The organism is Methylobacterium sp. 1973, assembly GCF_040545035.1.
Taxonomy (GTDB): domain Bacteria; phylum Pseudomonadota; class Alphaproteobacteria; order Rhizobiales; family Beijerinckiaceae; genus Methylobacterium; species Methylobacterium fujisawaense.
Genome location: NZ_JBEPLA010000007.1, coordinates 102,023 through 117,733, shown reverse-complemented (window position 1 = coordinate 117,733; position 15,711 = coordinate 102,023). Strand labels below are relative to the sequence as shown.

16 protein-coding genes are annotated in these 15,711 nt (G+C 73.6%); 2 read left to right on the top strand and 14 right to left on the bottom strand.

Annotation, left to right across the window (positions count from 1 at the left end; all coding sequences use genetic code 11):
* Nucleotides 1-52 precede the first annotated feature (52 nt).
* A complete protein-coding gene (locus ABIC70_RS15390) occupies nucleotides 53-1,561 on the bottom strand; it encodes a glucosamine inositolphosphorylceramide transferase family protein (protein WP_354440024.1) in 1,509 nt (502 codons plus the stop codon).
* A 524-nt stretch (nucleotides 1,562-2,085) separates the two neighbouring features.
* Here ABIC70_RS15390 and ABIC70_RS15385 point away from each other — a divergent pair.
* A complete protein-coding gene (locus ABIC70_RS15385; protein WP_043756327.1) occupies nucleotides 2,086-2,919 on the top strand; it encodes an outer membrane protein in 834 nt (277 codons plus the stop codon).
* A gap of 733 nt (nucleotides 2,920-3,652) precedes the next feature.
* Here the strand turns inward: ABIC70_RS15385 and ABIC70_RS15380 are convergent.
* Both ABIC70_RS15380 and ABIC70_RS15375 read right to left on the bottom strand, forming a co-directional pair.
* Entirely contained in the window at nucleotides 3,653-5,764 is a 2,112-nt protein-coding gene (locus ABIC70_RS15380; protein ID WP_354440023.1) for a putative bifunctional diguanylate cyclase/phosphodiesterase, read from the bottom strand.
* 339 nt (nucleotides 5,765-6,103) lie between these two features.
* Complete coding sequence (locus tag ABIC70_RS15375) at nucleotides 6,104-6,400, bottom strand: hypothetical protein (RefSeq protein ID WP_236952738.1); 297 nt, start codon at nucleotides 6,398-6,400, stop codon at nucleotides 6,104-6,106.
* A gap of 95 nt (nucleotides 6,401-6,495) precedes the next feature.
* On the opposite strand from ABIC70_RS15375, the gene ABIC70_RS15370 reads away from it, so the two are divergent.
* A complete protein-coding gene (locus tag ABIC70_RS15370) occupies nucleotides 6,496-6,873 on the top strand; it encodes a hypothetical protein (RefSeq protein WP_043357064.1) in 378 nt (125 codons plus the stop codon).
* A gap of 38 nt (nucleotides 6,874-6,911) precedes the next feature.
* Here ABIC70_RS15370 and ABIC70_RS15365 read toward each other — a convergent pair whose 3' ends face one another.
* The 11 genes from ABIC70_RS15365 to ABIC70_RS15315 form a co-directional block, all read right to left on the bottom strand.
* Nucleotides 6,912-7,604, bottom strand: a complete 693-nt coding sequence (locus ABIC70_RS15365) for a response regulator transcription factor (RefSeq protein WP_354440022.1) — start codon at nucleotides 7,602-7,604, stop codon at nucleotides 6,912-6,914.
* Nucleotides 7,601-8,122 carry an MxaH protein gene (locus tag ABIC70_RS15360; RefSeq protein ID WP_354440021.1) on the bottom strand — a complete coding sequence of 174 codons (522 nt, stop codon included), beginning with the start codon at nucleotides 8,120-8,122 and terminating at the stop codon, nucleotides 7,601-7,603. The genes ABIC70_RS15365 and ABIC70_RS15360 overlap by 4 nt, the downstream gene beginning before the upstream one ends.
* Nucleotides 8,119-9,060, bottom strand: coding sequence for a YncE family protein (locus ABIC70_RS15355; RefSeq protein ID WP_043759503.1), 942 nt, complete (start codon nucleotides 9,058-9,060; stop codon nucleotides 8,119-8,121). Before ABIC70_RS15355 ends, ABIC70_RS15360 begins: the two co-directional genes overlap by 4 nt.
* Before the next feature lie 8 nt (nucleotides 9,061-9,068).
* Nucleotides 9,069-9,623, bottom strand: coding sequence for an SRPBCC family protein (locus ABIC70_RS15350; RefSeq protein WP_043386677.1), 555 nt, complete (start codon nucleotides 9,621-9,623; stop codon nucleotides 9,069-9,071).
* A gap of 2 nt (nucleotides 9,624-9,625) precedes the next feature.
* Entirely contained in the window at nucleotides 9,626-10,693 is a 1,068-nt protein-coding gene (locus tag ABIC70_RS15345; protein ID WP_354440020.1) for a vWA domain-containing protein, read from the bottom strand.
* Nucleotides 10,690-11,322 carry a hypothetical protein gene (locus ABIC70_RS15340; RefSeq protein ID WP_043357072.1) on the bottom strand — a complete coding sequence of 211 codons (633 nt, stop codon included), beginning with the start codon at nucleotides 11,320-11,322 and terminating at the stop codon, nucleotides 10,690-10,692. Before ABIC70_RS15340 ends, ABIC70_RS15345 begins: the two co-directional genes overlap by 4 nt.
* Entirely contained in the window at nucleotides 11,319-12,377 is a 1,059-nt protein-coding gene (locus ABIC70_RS15335) for a vWA domain-containing protein (protein WP_354440019.1), read from the bottom strand. Before ABIC70_RS15335 ends, ABIC70_RS15340 begins: the two co-directional genes overlap by 4 nt.
* Nucleotides 12,378-12,381: 4 nt before the next feature.
* On the bottom strand, nucleotides 12,382-13,326 hold the full coding sequence (locus tag ABIC70_RS15330; protein ID WP_354440018.1) for a nonribosomal peptide synthetase MxaA: 945 nt from the start codon (nucleotides 13,324-13,326) through the stop codon (nucleotides 12,382-12,384).
* A gap of 2 nt (nucleotides 13,327-13,328) precedes the next feature.
* Nucleotides 13,329-14,183: a DUF58 domain-containing protein gene (locus tag ABIC70_RS15325; protein WP_043761499.1), complete on the bottom strand. Its 855-nt coding sequence runs from the start codon at nucleotides 14,181-14,183 to the stop codon at nucleotides 13,329-13,331.
* Nucleotides 14,180-15,211 carry an AAA family ATPase gene (locus ABIC70_RS15320; protein WP_043386668.1) on the bottom strand — a complete coding sequence of 344 codons (1,032 nt, stop codon included), beginning with the start codon at nucleotides 15,209-15,211 and terminating at the stop codon, nucleotides 14,180-14,182. The genes ABIC70_RS15325 and ABIC70_RS15320 overlap by 4 nt, the downstream gene beginning before the upstream one ends.
* A 191-nt stretch (nucleotides 15,212-15,402) precedes the next feature.
* Nucleotides 15,403-15,693: a methanol dehydrogenase [cytochrome c] subunit gene (locus ABIC70_RS15315; RefSeq protein ID WP_043386662.1), complete on the bottom strand. Its 291-nt coding sequence runs from the start codon at nucleotides 15,691-15,693 to the stop codon at nucleotides 15,403-15,405.
* Nucleotides 15,694-15,711 lie beyond the last annotated feature (18 nt).

The following is a 15,711-nucleotide window of genomic DNA, read 5'->3' as shown; positions in this document are numbered from 1 at the left end:
GTGAGAACGGGCATCCGACGCCGTGCCGGTTCGCCCGGGGCCGGGTGCGGCTCTAGGCGCCGAGCCGCGCCCTGAGGCGCGAAGCCCGGCCGGATCCGTCGATGCACTCGATGCCGCCGCCGGCGTTGAGCGTGTGGAGACAGCTGCCGGGCCAAGCCGGCCCGGGCTCGATCCGGCCGAGGACGGTCTGGGCGAACCCGTCTTGGTCCAGCCGGTCAATCCGCGCCAGCGACAGGGCGCGGCCGTAACCGTGGGCGCAATCCTGAACCGGACGGATCAGGCGCCCGCCGCGCGCGACGATCCGGCCCGCGGGCCGCGCGAACGAGGGGTCGACCAGAACGGGATTGGCCGGATGCGGCACATACGGTCCCCGGAAGTCGGGGGCCGACCAGAGATACAGCGCGTCGTGGTGGCACCCCGATCCCGCCGGGGCGCCGGGGGGGGCGTCGCGCACGGTGGCGAAGAGCCACCAGCGGCCGTCCTGTTCGAGGAGCGTCGCGTCGCTCGCGACCACGCCGGAGAGGAGCGTCGCTTCCTTCACCCAGCCGCCGGGGTAGCGCGTCGCCCGGTAGAGGTCGACCGTGCCCGCCGCGGAACTCTCCGGCACCATCCAGACGGCGCCCGCCCGCGCGAACACGAACGGGTAGGAGAGGTGATACGGCTCCTCCAGCACGGGGATGGGCGCCCCTACGGGACCGTCCGGCCCGAAGCGGACGGCCGAGATGATCGCCTTGCCGGTCGCGTGCGGGAATTCCTCGACGAAGACGTGGGTCGTCCCATCGGCGGCGAGCGGGAACGGGTCGGCGTAGAAGCGACGGCCGTCGTCGGGCAGGATCTGCCATCCCCCCTCGGGATGGCGCCCCAGGTCGATGAGATCCGGCCCGCGCAGAACCCGCCATCCGGTGCGCCAGTGCGGCGCGTGATAGCACAGCCTGTACAGGCGGCCGACGAGACTGCGGGCCAGCAGCCGCGCCGGTCGGGACGCCCGGATCCGCGCCGGGCGCGCGGGCCCGGCGACCGCCGGGGCCGGGATCTCAGCCGCGGCGCGGCCCGCCAATCGGTCCCGCAGCGCGGCGGCGACCAGCGTGGTCGTGCGCACCAGCGCGTCCTCGAACGACAGCGCGATGGAGCCCCGGTAATCCGATCCGAGGCGTCCCGAGACCAGGACGGTGTCGCCTTCCAGCAGGTCGAGGCGCGGCACGCGGCCGGCGAGCAGGCTCCCGAGCAGGCCGGTCTCGCCGAAGCCGCCATCGTAAGCCACCCGCCAGACCGGGCAGCGGGCGACCGCATCGCCACACAGGTCGAGCAAGAGGTCCGGGGCCGCGGGATCGGTCCAGGCGGCCAAGTCCGCCGGCGGCACAGGCGCCGACCCGTTCGGGGCCACCCGGAAGATCAGGGATTCCAGCCGGAACAGGAGGTCGGCCTGGACCGGCCAACCGTCCGGGCCGGGTGCGGCCTCGACACTGACGGCTTCGATGCCGGGCAGGCCCGAGAGTCGCGTCAGCAGCGCGACGTGCCAGCGGCGCGGGTTCGCGCCGTCGAGGCGAACTCTCACATGCATGGCAGCCGGGTTCCTATCGATGGGTCGCTCGAGACAATGACTGTCGATCCCGTCTATTTTCCCGCTGGTAACGGGAGTGATAACTTTGGGCGGCCCATCGGATTTACCGTCGATCGGCTGCCGGACAGCGGCGAGGGTGCCGAAACCCGATCATCCGCGCGGCGCGCGATTGCCGGCGACTGGCTCGGCGGCCCGGTCCGGAATCCCGCGGGATCGATCTCGAGTGTCAGGCCCGGCCCAGGCGGCGCCCTCCCCCCACGAGGCCGGCCGGTCGCGCAGGGGCACCTGTGGCTCGACAGCCACAGGTGCGGGCGTAGGCACAGTGCGATGCAACCAAAACGCCTTCACATTGTTCTCGCGCGCGCTCGCGGTATGAGCGATGTATTTCGGCACGTCGGCGAATCTTGAGGGATGATTTACTATGGCATTGCCCGCCATCGACGGGCGGTGTGTCCGTAAAACTACAGCCATTTTCGTCGATGATCGGTAGCCATACGTCCAGATCGAAATTTGGACCTTACCTGATGACCAAGCTCCTGGCCTCGCTGGCTGCCTTCACCGCCCTGACCGCTGCCGCCTCGGCCGCCGACCTGCCGCGCCGCGCCGCCCCGCCGCCGGTCTTCACCCCCGTCCCGGTCTTCACCTGGACCGGCGCCTATTTCGGTATCAACGCCGGCTACGCCTTCGACGCCAGCGACCGCAACACCGGCAACACCTTCGCCGTGCCGTTCCCCTACGCCGCTCCCGGCACCGTCGCCTCCTTCCGCAACCGCAGCCAGGACGGCTTCTCCGGCGGTGGCCAGATCGGCTACAACTGGCAGCTGACCCCCGGCTCCGGCGTCGTGTTCGGTATCGAGGCCGATGCCCAGTACCTCGACTTCGGCCGTAACCGGAACAACGCCTTCGTCGCCGGCGCGCTGGCTCCCGGCTACTACGTCACCGACCCGCGCGGCCTCTCCAGCCTCGACTTCTTCGGCACCGTCCGCGGCCGCCTCGGCTACGCCTTCGACCGCACCCTCGTGTACGGCACCGGCGGCTTCGCCTACGGCTCGGGCAGCGCCGACCGCTCCTTCGGCGGCTACGCCGGCAACGACAGCTTCCGCACCGGCTGGGCCGTCGGCGGCGGCGTCGAGTACGCGCTCCCCACCGACTCCTTCCTGAACTTCTTCCGCTCCTCGGCCGTGACGCTCAAGGTCGAAGGCCTGTACGTCAACCTCGACCGCAACACCCGCAACCAGGGCGCGTTCGTCATCAACGCCGCCAACAACTTCCCCGTCGTCTACAGCGGCATCGGCCGCCGTTCCGACGAGTTCGCCGTCGTCCGCGCCGGCCTGAACTACAAGTTCGGCTCCTACTAAGACCGCGCCGCGGCGGTCGGATCCCGACCGCCGCGCCAAGCCGAGCTCGCAAGGGGCCGCGTCCGAAAGGACGCGGCCCCTTCGGCGTTCGGAGGCCGTCGCGTCTGCGACAGGCCGGACTTTCCACGGCCTTAAGCGCGGAGCGCTGTGAACCAGGGGGCGACCTCGGAGCGCGTGGTGCGCCCCGGATGGCTTCGCTGCGCGCGTGAAACCTGGACGCCGGCGTCGTCCGAGCGCTTCACGCGGAATCCGTATCGGACCGCCCGCCGGGCGTGCGGCGCGTCGAGAGCCTGTGCGGCCCGGTCCGCAGCCGATTCTCTATTGGTCAGAGCCGGGGGATCAGCCGATCGCCCAGAAGAGCGGCAGGGCGCCCGCCAGGAACAGCGCGGAGGAGATGAGCACGGCGACGCGCTCGCGATGACGGAGGATGAGGGCGTGGGGCTGGGCGAACATGCGATGAGGGCGCTGGGTGAGCCGGATCGGCGGTGCGCGGTCATGCTGGCCTGCGAACCTTGACGGATCGGGGGCAGGTCACGTCATCCACAGGCGGTCGTCGTCGGGTGTCGCGGCCGCGCCACAGAGGCCGGCGCGGCGCCCGCGGTCCCGGCGGACCGGAACGCGTCGAGTCCGCAGGGCGGCTATCGCCGCCGTGGGACGCCGGCCGATCGGGCGGCCCGATCCGGCCCCGCGTCGACCGTCCGGGCTCCGGGCCGTCGTCGATCCGCAGCGTGCCTCAGGCGACGGCCGCGTCCGGGCGGCCCGGTGCCACGAAGCCTTCGCACGCACCGATCTGCTCGGCGAAATGCTCGATCGGCTGCGGCTTGCTGATCAGATAGCCCTGAGCCTCGTCGCACGCCTCCGCGGCCAGGAAGCGCATCTGCGCATCCGTCTCGACGCCCTCGGCCACGACGCTCATCCCCAGGCTGCGGCCGAGCCCCAGGACCGCGCGCACGATCACAGCGGCCTGGGCGCTGACCTCGACATGGCCCACGAACGACCGGTCGATCTTGATCTTGTCGAAGGGGAACGCCTGCAGCGTCGCCAGCGACGAGTAGCCCGTCCCGAAATCATCCATCGCGATGGAGATGCCGAAGGCCTTCAGCCGACGCAGGATGCCGAGCGCCCGCGCCATGTCGTTGATGATCAGGGTCTCGGTGATCTCGAGCTCGAGCCGCGTCGGCGCCAGGCCCGTCTCGGTGAGGATGGCCAGGATGCGCTCGGGCAGATCCGCTTGCTGGAACTGGCGCGGGGACAGGTTCACCGCCACCTTCAGCGGACGGGACCACCGCGCCGCCTCCCGGGAGGCGGCGCGCAGCACCCACTCCCCCAGCAGCAGGATCAGGTCGCTCTCCTCCGCCAGCGGGATGAAGGCATTCGGCGGCACCAGCCCGCGGGTCGGATGCTCCCAGCGCACCAGCGCCTCGAACCCGAGGAGCCGGCCGGTGGCGGTGCTCACCTGCGGCTGGTAGTGCAGGATGAGTTCGTCGCCCTCGATCGCCTGGCGCAGATCCCGTTCCAGGTCGCGCCGGGCCGCCTCGGCCTCGTCCATCGTGGGCTCGAACAACCGATGGGTGTTCCCGCCCTCCGCCTTCGCCCGGCAGAGGGCGAGATCGGCGCGCCGGAACAGCGTCTCGCTATCGGGACCGTGGCCGGGCGCCTGCGCGATGCCGACGCTCAGGCCCACCTTCAGCCGCTGCTTGCCGAAGCGGATCGGCGCCTGCACCGCCGCGATGAGGCGCGCCGCCAGGGTCTCGGCGTGGGCGGGATCGCCCGCATCGGCCACCAGCACGGCGAACTCGTCGCCGCCGAGGCGCGCCACCATGTCCTCGGCCCGCAGTACCGCGCGGATGCGATGGGCCACCGCCCGGAGCAGGAAATCCCCGGCCGCGTGGCCGAGGCTGTCGTTGACGGCCTTGAAGCGGTCGAGGTCGAGGCACAGCACCGCGCAGGCGCCGCCGTGGAGATGCAGGTCGGCGAGCCGGATCTCCAGCCGCTCGTAGAACAGCGCGCGGTTGGGCAGGTCGGTGAGGCCGTCGTGGCGCGCCATGTGGGCCACCTGCCCCTCGGCCGCCTTGCGGGCGCTGATGTCGATCTGCGTGCCGATGAAGCGCAGGGCACGGCCATCCGCGGCGCGGGCCACGACCTTGCCGCGGGTCATCATCCAGGCCCAAGTGCCGTCCTTGCGCCGCATGCGGTGCTCGCACGCGAAGGTCGGCGCCCGCCCGCTCAGATGCTCGATCAGGGCCCGCTCGGCCGCGCCCGCATCCTCCGGGTGGAGCAGGGCCCGCCACGTCTGGGCGTGGCTCGCCAGCTCGCCGGGCTCGTAGCCCAGCACCCCCCACCAGCGATCCGAGGACCACGCCTCCCCGGTCGTGAGATCGCAGTCCCAGAGCCCGTCACTGCCCGCGTCCTGCGCCAGGGCGAGGCGTGTCTCGCTGACCTGCAGCGTCTCCTCGGCCCGTTTGCGCGCGGTGATGTCCGTGAAGGTCCGCACCGCCCCGCCATCGGGCAGCGGCACGGTGCGGATCTCCAGCACGGTGCCGTTCGGGCGCTCGCGCTCGTAGGTGTGGGCGCGGCGCTCCAGCCCGCGCGCGGCCACCCAGCGCCGCAGGGTCTCGCACGCCGCGCCGAACTCCCCCTGCGCGATCTGATATTGCCGGACGGCCTCGAAGGTCGGGCGGGTCCGCATCAGCGCCGGCGGCAAATCGAGCAGCGTGAGGGCGCGGGCATTGCAGACCTGAACGACGCCGGCGGCGTCGATCATCATGAGACCCTGGTCCATCGTGTCGAGGACGGTGTCCAGAAGCTTCGCCTTCTCCCGCAGCGCGCCCATCCCACTGTTCATGTTCCGGGGATCCCACTCGTCCGCCTGCGCGAACGTACTGCTGGACGGTGCACGCTCCCACCAGGCGGGACTTTAGCAACGGGGAGCTTTCCGGATTCTTTCCGGAAGACCTGATTTCAATTGCTGCGTGTAATCCCGGAGGCGGATGGAGCACGGTTCCGCGGGCGTCCGGCGCGCCGCATCGGCCCTTGCCGGGCCGCCCGCGGAGCTTTCCGATACGCGGACCGCAGGCGGACCACAGGCGGACCCGGGCTGAAGGTGGTCAGGGATCACGGCCGGATCCTGACTTTCGCGGCCCCCGGGATGTCGTCGGCACCACAGGCCGGCGCGGCCGGACGCTCACTCGCCTTCGTCCCGGACGAGGGAGATGCAGGCCCGCACCATCTCTTCGAGCCTGAGTTCCTTCGTGTCACCGATATTGGCGGTCTCTTCCAGACACCGCATGAAATACGCTTCGTCGAGTTTGGGCGACAGCGTGTGGAAGGCCCGGCCCATCCGGCTGGAAAAATCGATCTTGTCGGTCATGCTCGCCCGCGGCCACAGCGAGGCCTTGTCGTCCATGGTCAGGCGGGCGGCATCCGCCGGCAAGGTCCCGCAGGTCAGAGCAATTAAGACGATTATAAGCTTGGTCTGCATTGTAAATCCCCGATCCTGCGGCATACCCCTGCGTGACTCTGCGCAGCGGTGACGGTGGACGGACGCGCTGCTCTTCGAACAGGATGAGAGAAGCCATGCGCGTGGTCCGTCTGTCCGGTCTGGTCTCGGCCGGCCTCCTTCTGAGCCTGCTGACGGCCCAGGCGCAGACCCAGACCCAGACTCAGGACCCATCGGCCGGCGACCCGCGGCGCAACCAGGCGGCGAAGCTCGCCGGGCTCGCCGGATTCGTGAACCTCGAATGCCCCGGCCTGCGGAGCGATCCCGCGCGCCTCAAGCAGACCGTCGAGGCCCTGGGCGTCGATGCCGCCAGCCTGGAGACCGGCGACCTGCACCTGATCGCGACCCGGTACATCGCGGCCTACCAGAAGGACGTGGCGGCGAATTGCCGGAAGGCCGAGGCGACGTTCGGGCCGCAGGGATCGATCATTCCCGGCCTGATCGTGCCGCGGTAGCCCCGGCCCGCTGTCGGCGGCGCTGTCGGCTGCCCGCCTCACACCGGCCGCCCGTCCCGCGACAGGGCGATGCGGAGGAGGTCGGCGAGGCTGCCGGCGCCGAGCTTCTGCTTCATGCCCGAGACGATGGCCGACACGCTTCGGTGGCTCATCGACAGGCTGTCGGCGATCGCCTCGTTGGACTTGCCCGCCCCCAGCAGCGACAGGACCTGAACCTCCCGCGCGGTCAGGCGCGCGAGGGGCGAGTCCAGCAGACCGGCATTCAGCATGGCGATCTTGGTCGCGACCTCGTGCGGCAGGTAGCTGTGCCCGGCCGAGACGGCCGCCAGCGCCTCGTGGAAGCGCGTCACCGCCGTGTCCTTCAGGACGAAGCCATGCGCCCCGCCCTCGATGGCGCGGGCGACGATCACCGGGTCGTCGTGCATGCTGAAGGCGAGGATCCGGGTCGCCGGCTCCAGGGCCCGCACCCGGCGGATCAGCGACAGGCCGGAGAGGCCCTGGTCGCGGAATCCGAGGTCGGTCACCACCAGCCCGGGACGGTGGCGGTGGAACATGCGGTATCCCGACACCACGTCGGCGGCCTCGTGGACCGCCCGGACGCCGGCATCCTCCGCGAGGTGGCGGAAGCCGCGCCGCACCACCGGGTGGTCGTCGACGATCAGCACCGCGTCGAGGATGGCCGCACCGTCCCCCCCCGCCGGCCAATCGGCCGAGGCCCGGGCGGCGCTCACGGCGTGCCCTCGAGGACCGGATGCGGGGCGGCGAGGCGCGCCAGCGCGGCTGCATGGTCGGCCCCCTGCATCCGCGCGTTGTAGTAGTGCTGGCACATCTCGCCGTAGAGGCTCTTGCGGCGCCCGCGTTCGGCCGCGATCCCGCCGAGCCCGTCGAGGATCGCGCCGTAGCCCTCGCCGATGCCGGCCTCGGCCAGCATCTGGCCGAGCTGGACGGTGCGGTTGGCGATCATGCGCGGATCCTCGATGAAGCCGTCGCGGGCCCGGGCCAGCGCCGCCACCATCGCGCGCACACGGGGCTCGTCGGCCGGCAGGGCCTTGCCGGCCTCCCGGCCCGCGAGCCAGCGGGCCGGGTCGGTCCCGTCGGTCGGCGCGAGCCAGGCCGGCAGGGTGCCCTCGGCGGTGGTGGCGACCACCCCGCCCGCGGCGTCGCCGCGCTCGTCCGAGTCCCGGTTGCAGGCGCCGAGGGCCAGCAGGACCAGGCCGGACGCGATCCGGATGCGGCAGGCCCGTCTCATCGCGCGGGCTCCCCCGGCGCCAGGACCGTGCGCGGGCCCTCCGCCACCTTGATGCGCGCCGTCTCGCGCCACGTGGCGAGATCGATCACCGAGACATCGTCCGAGAACCAGTTCGCCACGTAGGCCCGCGGACCGACCACCGCGATGCCCTCGGGATAGGGCCCCACCGCCACGGTGGCGACGATCTCGAGCCGGGCCGCATCGATCACCGTCACGGCGGCGGCATGCTGGTTGGTGACCAGGATCCGGCTGCCGTCGCCGGTGACCGCGACGCCGTAGGGCATCCGGCCGGCCGGGACCGTGGCACGAGCCCGCAACGTCGCCGTGTCGATCACCGTGAGGTCGCCGCTGCGCACGTTGGCGACGTAGAGGCTGGCCTCGTCCGGCGCGAGCGCCAGGGCGAAGGGCGCCTCGCCGGTCGGGACGACGGCCACGCGGGTCATCGTCCCCGTGTCGATCACGCTGACCTGACGGCTCTCGCGGTCGGCGACGTAGAGCCGCCCGCGCCGGTCGAGGACGAGATGGGCCGGTTCGTGCCCCACCGCCGCGGTGCCCTCGACGGCGCCGGTCGCCGCGGAGATCCGCAGCACGCGGTCGCCCGACCAGTCGCCGACGAACAGGTGCGCGCCGTCGGGGCTCGCCGCGAGGCCGAAGGCCTGGCCGGGGACGGGCAGGCGGCGGGGCGGCTTGCCGGGCTCGACGACGGTCACGGCGCGCCCGTCCGGGTGGGTGAGATAGAGGCGGCCGGCCCGGTCGGCGGCCGCCGCCACCGGCGCCGGCCCGAGCGGGATCCGCCCGGCCACGGTCCCGGCCTCGATCCGCGCCAGCTCGGCCCCCTGCTGGCTGACGACCCAGACCGGGTCGGCGGAGGCGGACGCGCCACCGGTCCCGGTGGCGGCCGCGAGCGCGAGCGTCGCGATCAGCCGGAGGTGGCGCATGCGGGGCCTCAATGGGTCGTCCGGCCCTCGACGGCCGCCTTCAGCCCCTTGAGCCCGTCCGCGAAGTAGCGGTTCATCGCCGTGCGCCCGGCCTCGTCGCTGAGGTTCTCCGGCGGCTCGTTGCCGGTGTCGCCCCGGTAGAAGCGGCCGATCCACGACACCTTGGAGCCGGTCCCGTCCGGGGTCACCGTGAGGGTCGCCGAGTAGGAGGAGACCGGGAGCGCCTTCAGGTCCGGGTCGGACATCCGGTACGAGTAGGTCCGGCCGTCGGCCAGCCACTCGTCCAGCCCCTCGACCAGGGTGCCGCCGGCCTTGAGGGTCACCCGGCGGGTCGTGCCCTCGACATTGCCGCCGCTGGCCTCGGCCTTGGCCACGTCGGGGTGCCAGCGCCCGATGCCGCCGAAATCGCCCACCACCTTCCAGACCGCGTCCGGGGGCGCCTGGATGGTGATCGACTGGTCGATCTTCTGCGGCGTCGGCCCGTGGGCCAGCGCCGCGCCGGCGAGGCCGACGACGGCGAGGCCCGCGGCGACGGCCGGGACGAGGGCGAGGGGCATCCGCATGGTCAGGTCCTGATCGGTCCGGTTGGAACGAGGGTTGGAACAGGGTGGGCCGCGCGCCCGCGGCGCGCGCGCTGGACGAGGGCGAGGGGGTTCGCCAGGAGGGACAGGAGCGTCAGCCCCAGGGACGCCGCCAGGAGGGCGGGGCGCGGGTCGAGCCGGCCGGGCAGCGGGCGCGGCGTCGCCGCGGCGCGCAGGGGGGCGGCCAGGCCGCCCGGGCCGTCGAGATGGGCGTAGCCGAGGCCGGTCTCGGCGGCGAGGCGCTTCAGGTAGGGTTCGCGGACCGCGGAGAGGTGCTCGCTGCCATGGGCCGCCTGGGCGCCGAAGGGGGCGTTGCGCGGATTGTAGCCCTCGCGCGATTCCGCGTCGGCCGGGGGCGGCCCGGAGCGGTTCTCCTGCTGGACGTCGCTCTCGCCCAGGAAGCCCGCCGGCCGGCCGCGATCGTCGAAGCGCGGGATCGGCGACAGGCCGTAGCCGCCCGCGCCGACGATCAGCCCGCGCACCGCGCCGGGCTTGCCGTCGAAGGTCGGGCCGCCGGAGGCCGGCAGGGGCGGCGTCTCCTGGCCGTCGGTGAGGAACAGGAGGTCGGCGTCGATCTCCCCCGCCATGGCGATCGACCGGAACAGGCCGGCCGCGATGCGGCTGTCCCCCTCCCAGGCCATGCGCGGATCGAGGGCCGCGATGGCGCCGTCCAGCGGCGCGAAATCGGCGCAGACCTCGACCGGCGTGAACAGCAGGAACGGCCGCCGGTCGGTGAACAGGCCGAGCGCCACCCGCGAGCCGCAGGGGAGGTCGGGCAGCATCGCCCGCAGAGCCGCCTTGACGGTCTCGAGCCGGCTCACGGATCCCGCGGCGGCGGGATAGTCGCGCACCGCCATGCTGCCGGTGATGTCGACCACCGCCAGCACCGACACGCCGGTGCGGGTGAACGGGATCGGCGGAGCGACGAGGGCTGCCAGCGCCAGCACCAGGGCGGCCGCCAGGATGCGGAACCGCCCGTCGCGCAGGTTGCTGGCGACGAAGGGGGGCAGGACGGAGGGCCGAACGGGGGGCAGGACGCGCCGCGGTCTCACGGGCCGCCCCGCGGCTGGCCGGGGATGTCGGTCCAGATCTTCTTCGGTTCGGCGCGCAGCTCGTCCCCGGTCTTGCGGTCGAATTCCGGGTAGTCGCGCACGAGGCGCGAGGCGACGTCGAGATTGTACTTGGCGTCCCAGAATTCGGGCCGGGCCTGGAGGGCGCGGCGGTAATCCTGCCGCGCCAGCGTCACCTGGGGCGCGGCCTTGTCGAGATCGCCGCGGCCGATCAGCACGAAGGCCTGCCGCATCCGCGCGTTGCCGATCACGTACCGCGCCCGGGCCGCCTCCCGCACCGCGCCGGCGCGGTCGAGGGCGTCGAGGAGGGGCTCGGTCTCGCCGAGACGGTCCCGGGCGGCGAGGAAGCCGATCCGCGCCATCAGGAGGGCCGGCCGCGCATCCGGGTCGACCGGCCGGTCGCGGCCCGCCTCCAGGGCGGCGATCCGGTCGTCGTCGCGCGCGGCGCTCCAGCCCGAGACGGCGAACCACAGGGCGGCGGCCGCGAGGACCAGCGGCAGGGCGACCAGCAGGGCCGGCCGGACCCGGCGCCAGGCCGCGGCCACGCCGAGGCGGGGAAGGGCGGCGCGGCGGCGCGGGGCCGGGCCGTCGAGGAGGGCGCCGGAGCTCATGCCGCCCTCCGCGGCGCCGCGCCCGCGGCTTCCGTCGCCGTCTCCGCCTCCGCCTCCGCCGGCGCATTCGCGAGGTCCGCCTCCACGAGCTTGGCGAGGACGAGCACGGCGAGGCCCAGCGCGGCGAGCGCGGCGGCGAGCCCGGTCAGGTCCCGGCGCGGGCGCTCCTCGACATAGGGGATCGGGTCCCGCTCCAGGGCCTCGATCTGCCGGATCGCGGCTTCCACCGCCGCGGCGCCCTCGGCCTCGAAGGCGCGGTAGGGCACGCCGAGGCTCTTGAAGAACAGGTCGAGGTGCCGCTCCGGCGCGGCCTGGGGCGTGTCCTCGCCGGCCGGCCGGTCGGCGATGCCGGGCGAGCCCTTGGTGCGCAGGAACAGCCAGTACAGGTTCGGCCGGATCCGCGCGACGGCGGCGCGCAGCTGGTCCTGGATGCGCGGGTCGATCACCGCGGCGCCGTCGGACACGAGCAGGAGCACCCGCGAGGCGCCGACATCGACCCCGAACTGCGACAGGGCCATGCCGAGGCCGCGGCCGATATTGGTGTAGTCGAGGCCGGGCCGGTCGATGGCGGCGATCGCCGCCCGCACGGCGTCGTGGCGGTCGGTCATCGGCATGACCAGCATCGGCGCGGTGGAGAAGGCCGTCACGGCGAACAGGTCGTGCCCCCGCGCGCCGACGAAATCCGCCAGGAGGCGCCGGGAGGCGGCGGCCTTCGATTCCTCGGCGCCGGAGGGCTGCCGGCCCGCGAAGGTCTCGTTCATGCTGCCCGAGCGGTCGATCAGCAGCGACACCTGCGCGCCGATGCCGAGGCGCTCGATCCGCGCCCCCGTCCGGTAGGGGCCCGCCAGGGCCACGATCAGGCCGGCAATGGCCAGGATTCCGGCAAGCGTCAGCGCCCGGCCGAGCCAGGCCGAGAGGGGATCGGCCGGGGCGGCGGCGACCGCCGGCACGGAGGTCCGGCGCAGGGCCGAGCGGGCCAGCGGCAGCAGCGCCAGCGGCAGCAGCCACAGGATCCAGGGTTCGGTCGCGCCGAGGCGGGCGAGGAGATCGGTCACGGCGTCACGCGCTCCGCTCCGCCGCCGCGAGGCGGGTCAGGAGCATCTCGGCCTCGGCGAGGGGCCAGGCCGCGCGCGCGGCGGGCAGGCGGCCGCCGAAGAAGGCGAGGCGCGAGGCCTCGAAGAAGCGCGCGAGCCCCTGCGCCTGCCCCCGAAACGCCCCGTGGCGCGCGAGGACGTCCCCGAGATCGTCGGCCAGCACCCGCCGGCCGGCGGTCTGGTCGAGCCCCCGATGCAGGGCCAGCAGCGCCGCCCGGTAGGCCTGATCGGGCTCGGCCCCCGCCCGCTGCCGCCGGAGCACCCGCAGGGCCGTCGCGAAGGGACGGCCGCGCCGTGTCCGGAACGGCCCCCAGGCCCGGTCATGCGCCAGCGCGAGCGCCGCGAGACCGGCCAGGGCCCCGAGGCCCGCCGCCGCCGCCACATCCGGCCCGGGATCGATCCGCCCGCTGCGACCGTCCGGGCGCAGGTACTCGGCCGGATCCTCGCGCCGCTGCGGCTGCACCTCGCGCAGGGGGGAGACGCCGAGGCTCCAGCCCGGCACCTGGACGGCGGCGGTGGTCAGGCCGGTCGCCGCCTCGCTCGCCAGCGTCAGGGGGAAGCCCGGCACCTCCAGGGTGCGGGCGTCGAGGGCGGCATAGAAGCTCTGGTAGGTGAGGCGCAGGCGCACCCGCCGGGCGCCGGCCACCGTAACGTCGTCGACCGCGACAGCGCGCAGGTCGAGCCAGTAGGTCACCGGACCGGGCTGGGGCAGGGTCGCGCGCTGCAGCCGGAAATCGGGATCGGCCAGGATCTCCACCTGCGCCTCGACGAGGTCGCCCAGGAAGATTCCGAAGGGCCGCGGGCTGCGCACCTCGACGGAGCGCACCTGCGCGGCCGCCGTGCCGGCCGTCAGGGCGAGGGGCGCGGCGAGGAGGCCGGCCAGCAGGAGGGCGGGAACGCGCGCGCCCATGCTCAGGTCGTCATCAGGTGGCGGGTGAGCGCCTGGGCGTCGAAGCGCCCGGCGAGCTGGAAGACCCGGCGGGCGAAGGGCGCGGCGGCGCGCTCCAGGGCGGCGATCCGGTCCCGCTCCCGGGCGATCCAGGCCCGGCGCAGGCTCGGGCGCAGCAGGACCACGCGGCGGCCGCCGCCCTCCAGATCGTCGAGCTCGACGAGGCCGAAGGCCGGCAGCGCCTCCGCCTCGGCGGGGTCGGCGAGCAGGATCGGCACCGTGTCGTGCGGCGCCAGCGCGGCGAAGACCTGGGCGATCAGGGCCTCGGGCCAGCGGAAGTCGGAGGCGAGGAAGACGAGCTTCGGCCGCCCGGCGAGCCGCCGCGCGGCCTCGAGCATGCCGGCGCAGCCGCGACCCGCGCGGGGCGCGCCCGCGACCCGCTCGGCGGCGGCGACGGCCGCGCCCCGGTGGCGGGTGGCGGGCAGGGTGAGGTCGTCGCGCAAGGTCTCGTCGCAGCCGATCAGGCCGAACCCGTCGCTGATCCGGGTCGCCGAGACGGCCAGCGCCCGGCAGAGATCGCCCGTGAGCCGCGTCCGGTCCGCCGTGCCGCGGAAGCCCATGGAGGCCGAGAGATCGACCAGAACCCAGGTCTCGACCGCGGTCCGCGCCTCGAAGCGGCGGACATGCACCCCCTCGAACGGGTCGCGCAGCGTCGCGCGCAGGTCGATGCGGCGGGCATCCGGCAGTTGCAGGAACGGCACCTGATCGCGGAACGGGCCGGAGCCGCCGGCGTCGCGTCCCCGGTGGAGGCCGGCCCGGCTGCCGCGCGGCCGCCAGCGCGGCAGGTAGACGATGTCGGCCGTGCGCGGGTCGCTCACGGCGCCGGCACCGTCTCGAACGCGGCCCGGCACAGGGCGGGCACGATCGCGCCGCGCTGCAATTCGTGGACGGGTTCGAGGAAGACGCGGTGGGCCATCACCTCGGTGAAGACCGCCCGCACATCCTCCGGCACCAGCCAGTCGCGCCCCTCCAGCCACGCCCGCACCCGGGCGGCGCGCACCAGGAAGGCGACGCCGCGCGGCGAGGCGCCCCCCTGGACGAGGGTGGCGGTGTCGAGGCCCGGGAGCCGGATCCCGGCCTCCGCGGGGCGAACCAGGGCGTCCCAGAGGGCGACCACGTAGGCCTCGATCGACGGCTCCGCCCGGACGGCGTGCTGGATCGCGGCGGCGATGCCGCCGATCCGGGCGTGGTCGAGCACGCCCTCCGCGACCGCGCCGACGAGGGCGTCGGTGTCGTGGAAGCGCGGGTCGAAGACCAGGGTCCGGCGCACCGCCGCGTCCCGGGGCGCCTCCAGGCCGATCTCCATCAGGAAGCGGTCGCGGGCCGCGGCCGGGAGCTCGAAGGTCTCCTCGCGCTCGACGCGGTTGCGGTCGGCGAAGACCTGCAGGTTCGGGAACGTGTAGGTGCGGCCGAAGGCCTGGACGCTGCGCTCGGCCATCAGCCGGAGCAGCAGGGCGTGGACCTGCGGCCGCGCCCGGTTGATCTCGTTGAAGAAGAACACCGAGAGATCTTCGGCCCGGGCCAGGACCGGACCGGGATCGACCCGCGGCCGGCCGTCGGGGCCGAGATAGGTGTGGTAGATCAGGTCGGTCGGCATCATGTCGACCGTGCCCTCGACGCGCTCGTAGGCGCCGCCCAGCGCCCGGGCCACCGCCCGCAGCAGGGTGGTCTTGCCGACGCCGACATCGCCCTCGAGCATCACGTGGCCGCGGGCGAAGATCGCGATCGTCACGAGGCGGATCGCCCGCTCCTGTCCGACCACCGCCTTGGCGACCTCCGCCTCGAAGCGGGCCGCCGCGGCCCGCCAGTCGGTGAGCATCGTGTCTCCGGGACGGAGGGTGTTCATGAGGCGGTGCCTGCGGTGTCGGGCGGGGCGCCGGTACGGTGGCGCCGGGTGTCGATGCTGCGTGTCGGTGCGGCGCGCGGTACCGAGCGTCGCTGCGGGCCGGCGCCGCGGCGCGGGCCGGCCCCAGGACGCCCGATCGGCCGGCCGGATCGGTCGGCCGCGATCCGTTCGACGCGATCCGTTCGACGCGATCAGTTCGATGAGATCTTGGCGACGTCGTACTCGAACTTGCCGGTCTTCTTGGCGTTCTCGATCCGCTTCTTGTTGCGCTCCTCCATCTGCTTGATGGATTCGGCCTGCTTGCTGACCTCCTTCGGGTCGTGCTTGGGATCGTACTTGGTCCCGGCGACCTTCTCGGGGAAGCCGGGCTTCGGCTGCCAGCAATTGCCCGGCGCCTTGCAGGTCTGCCCGTCATAGGCCAGCGCCGGCACCGCGAAGGCCGCCCCCGCGATCAGCATCGCCGTCGTGATCACTGTGCGCATCGTTGATTCCTCCGTCTC

Coding starts and splice junctions, on each gene's coding strand:
- ABIC70_RS15360 (WP_354440021.1), bottom strand. CDS start 8,122: ATGAGACGGGCCTGCCGCATCCGGATCGCGTCCGGCCTGGTCCTGCTG.
- ABIC70_RS15340 (WP_043357072.1), bottom strand. CDS start 11,322: ATGAGCTCCGGCGCCCTCCTCGACGGCCCGGCCCCGCGCCGCCGCGCC.
- ABIC70_RS15385 (WP_043756327.1), top strand. CDS start 2,086: ATGACCAAGCTCCTGGCCTCGCTGGCTGCCTTCACCGCCCTGACCGCT.
- ABIC70_RS15315 (WP_043386662.1), bottom strand. CDS start 15,693: ATGCGCACAGTGATCACGACGGCGATGCTGATCGCGGGGGCGGCCTTC.
- ABIC70_RS15370 (WP_043357064.1), top strand. CDS start 6,496: ATGCGCGTGGTCCGTCTGTCCGGTCTGGTCTCGGCCGGCCTCCTTCTG.
- ABIC70_RS15320 (WP_043386668.1), bottom strand. CDS start 15,211: ATGAACACCCTCCGTCCCGGAGACACGATGCTCACCGACTGGCGGGCC.
- ABIC70_RS15380 (WP_354440023.1), bottom strand. CDS start 5,764: ATGAACAGTGGGATGGGCGCGCTGCGGGAGAAGGCGAAGCTTCTGGAC.
- ABIC70_RS15330 (WP_354440018.1), bottom strand. CDS start 13,326: ATGGGCGCGCGCGTTCCCGCCCTCCTGCTGGCCGGCCTCCTCGCCGCG.
- ABIC70_RS15350 (WP_043386677.1), bottom strand. CDS start 9,623: ATGCGGATGCCCCTCGCCCTCGTCCCGGCCGTCGCCGCGGGCCTCGCC.
- ABIC70_RS15390 (WP_354440024.1), bottom strand. CDS start 1,561: ATGCATGTGAGAGTTCGCCTCGACGGCGCGAACCCGCGCCGCTGGCAC.
- ABIC70_RS15375 (WP_236952738.1), bottom strand. CDS start 6,400: ATGCAGACCAAGCTTATAATCGTCTTAATTGCTCTGACCTGCGGGACC.
- ABIC70_RS15355 (WP_043759503.1), bottom strand. CDS start 9,060: ATGCGCCACCTCCGGCTGATCGCGACGCTCGCGCTCGCGGCCGCCACC.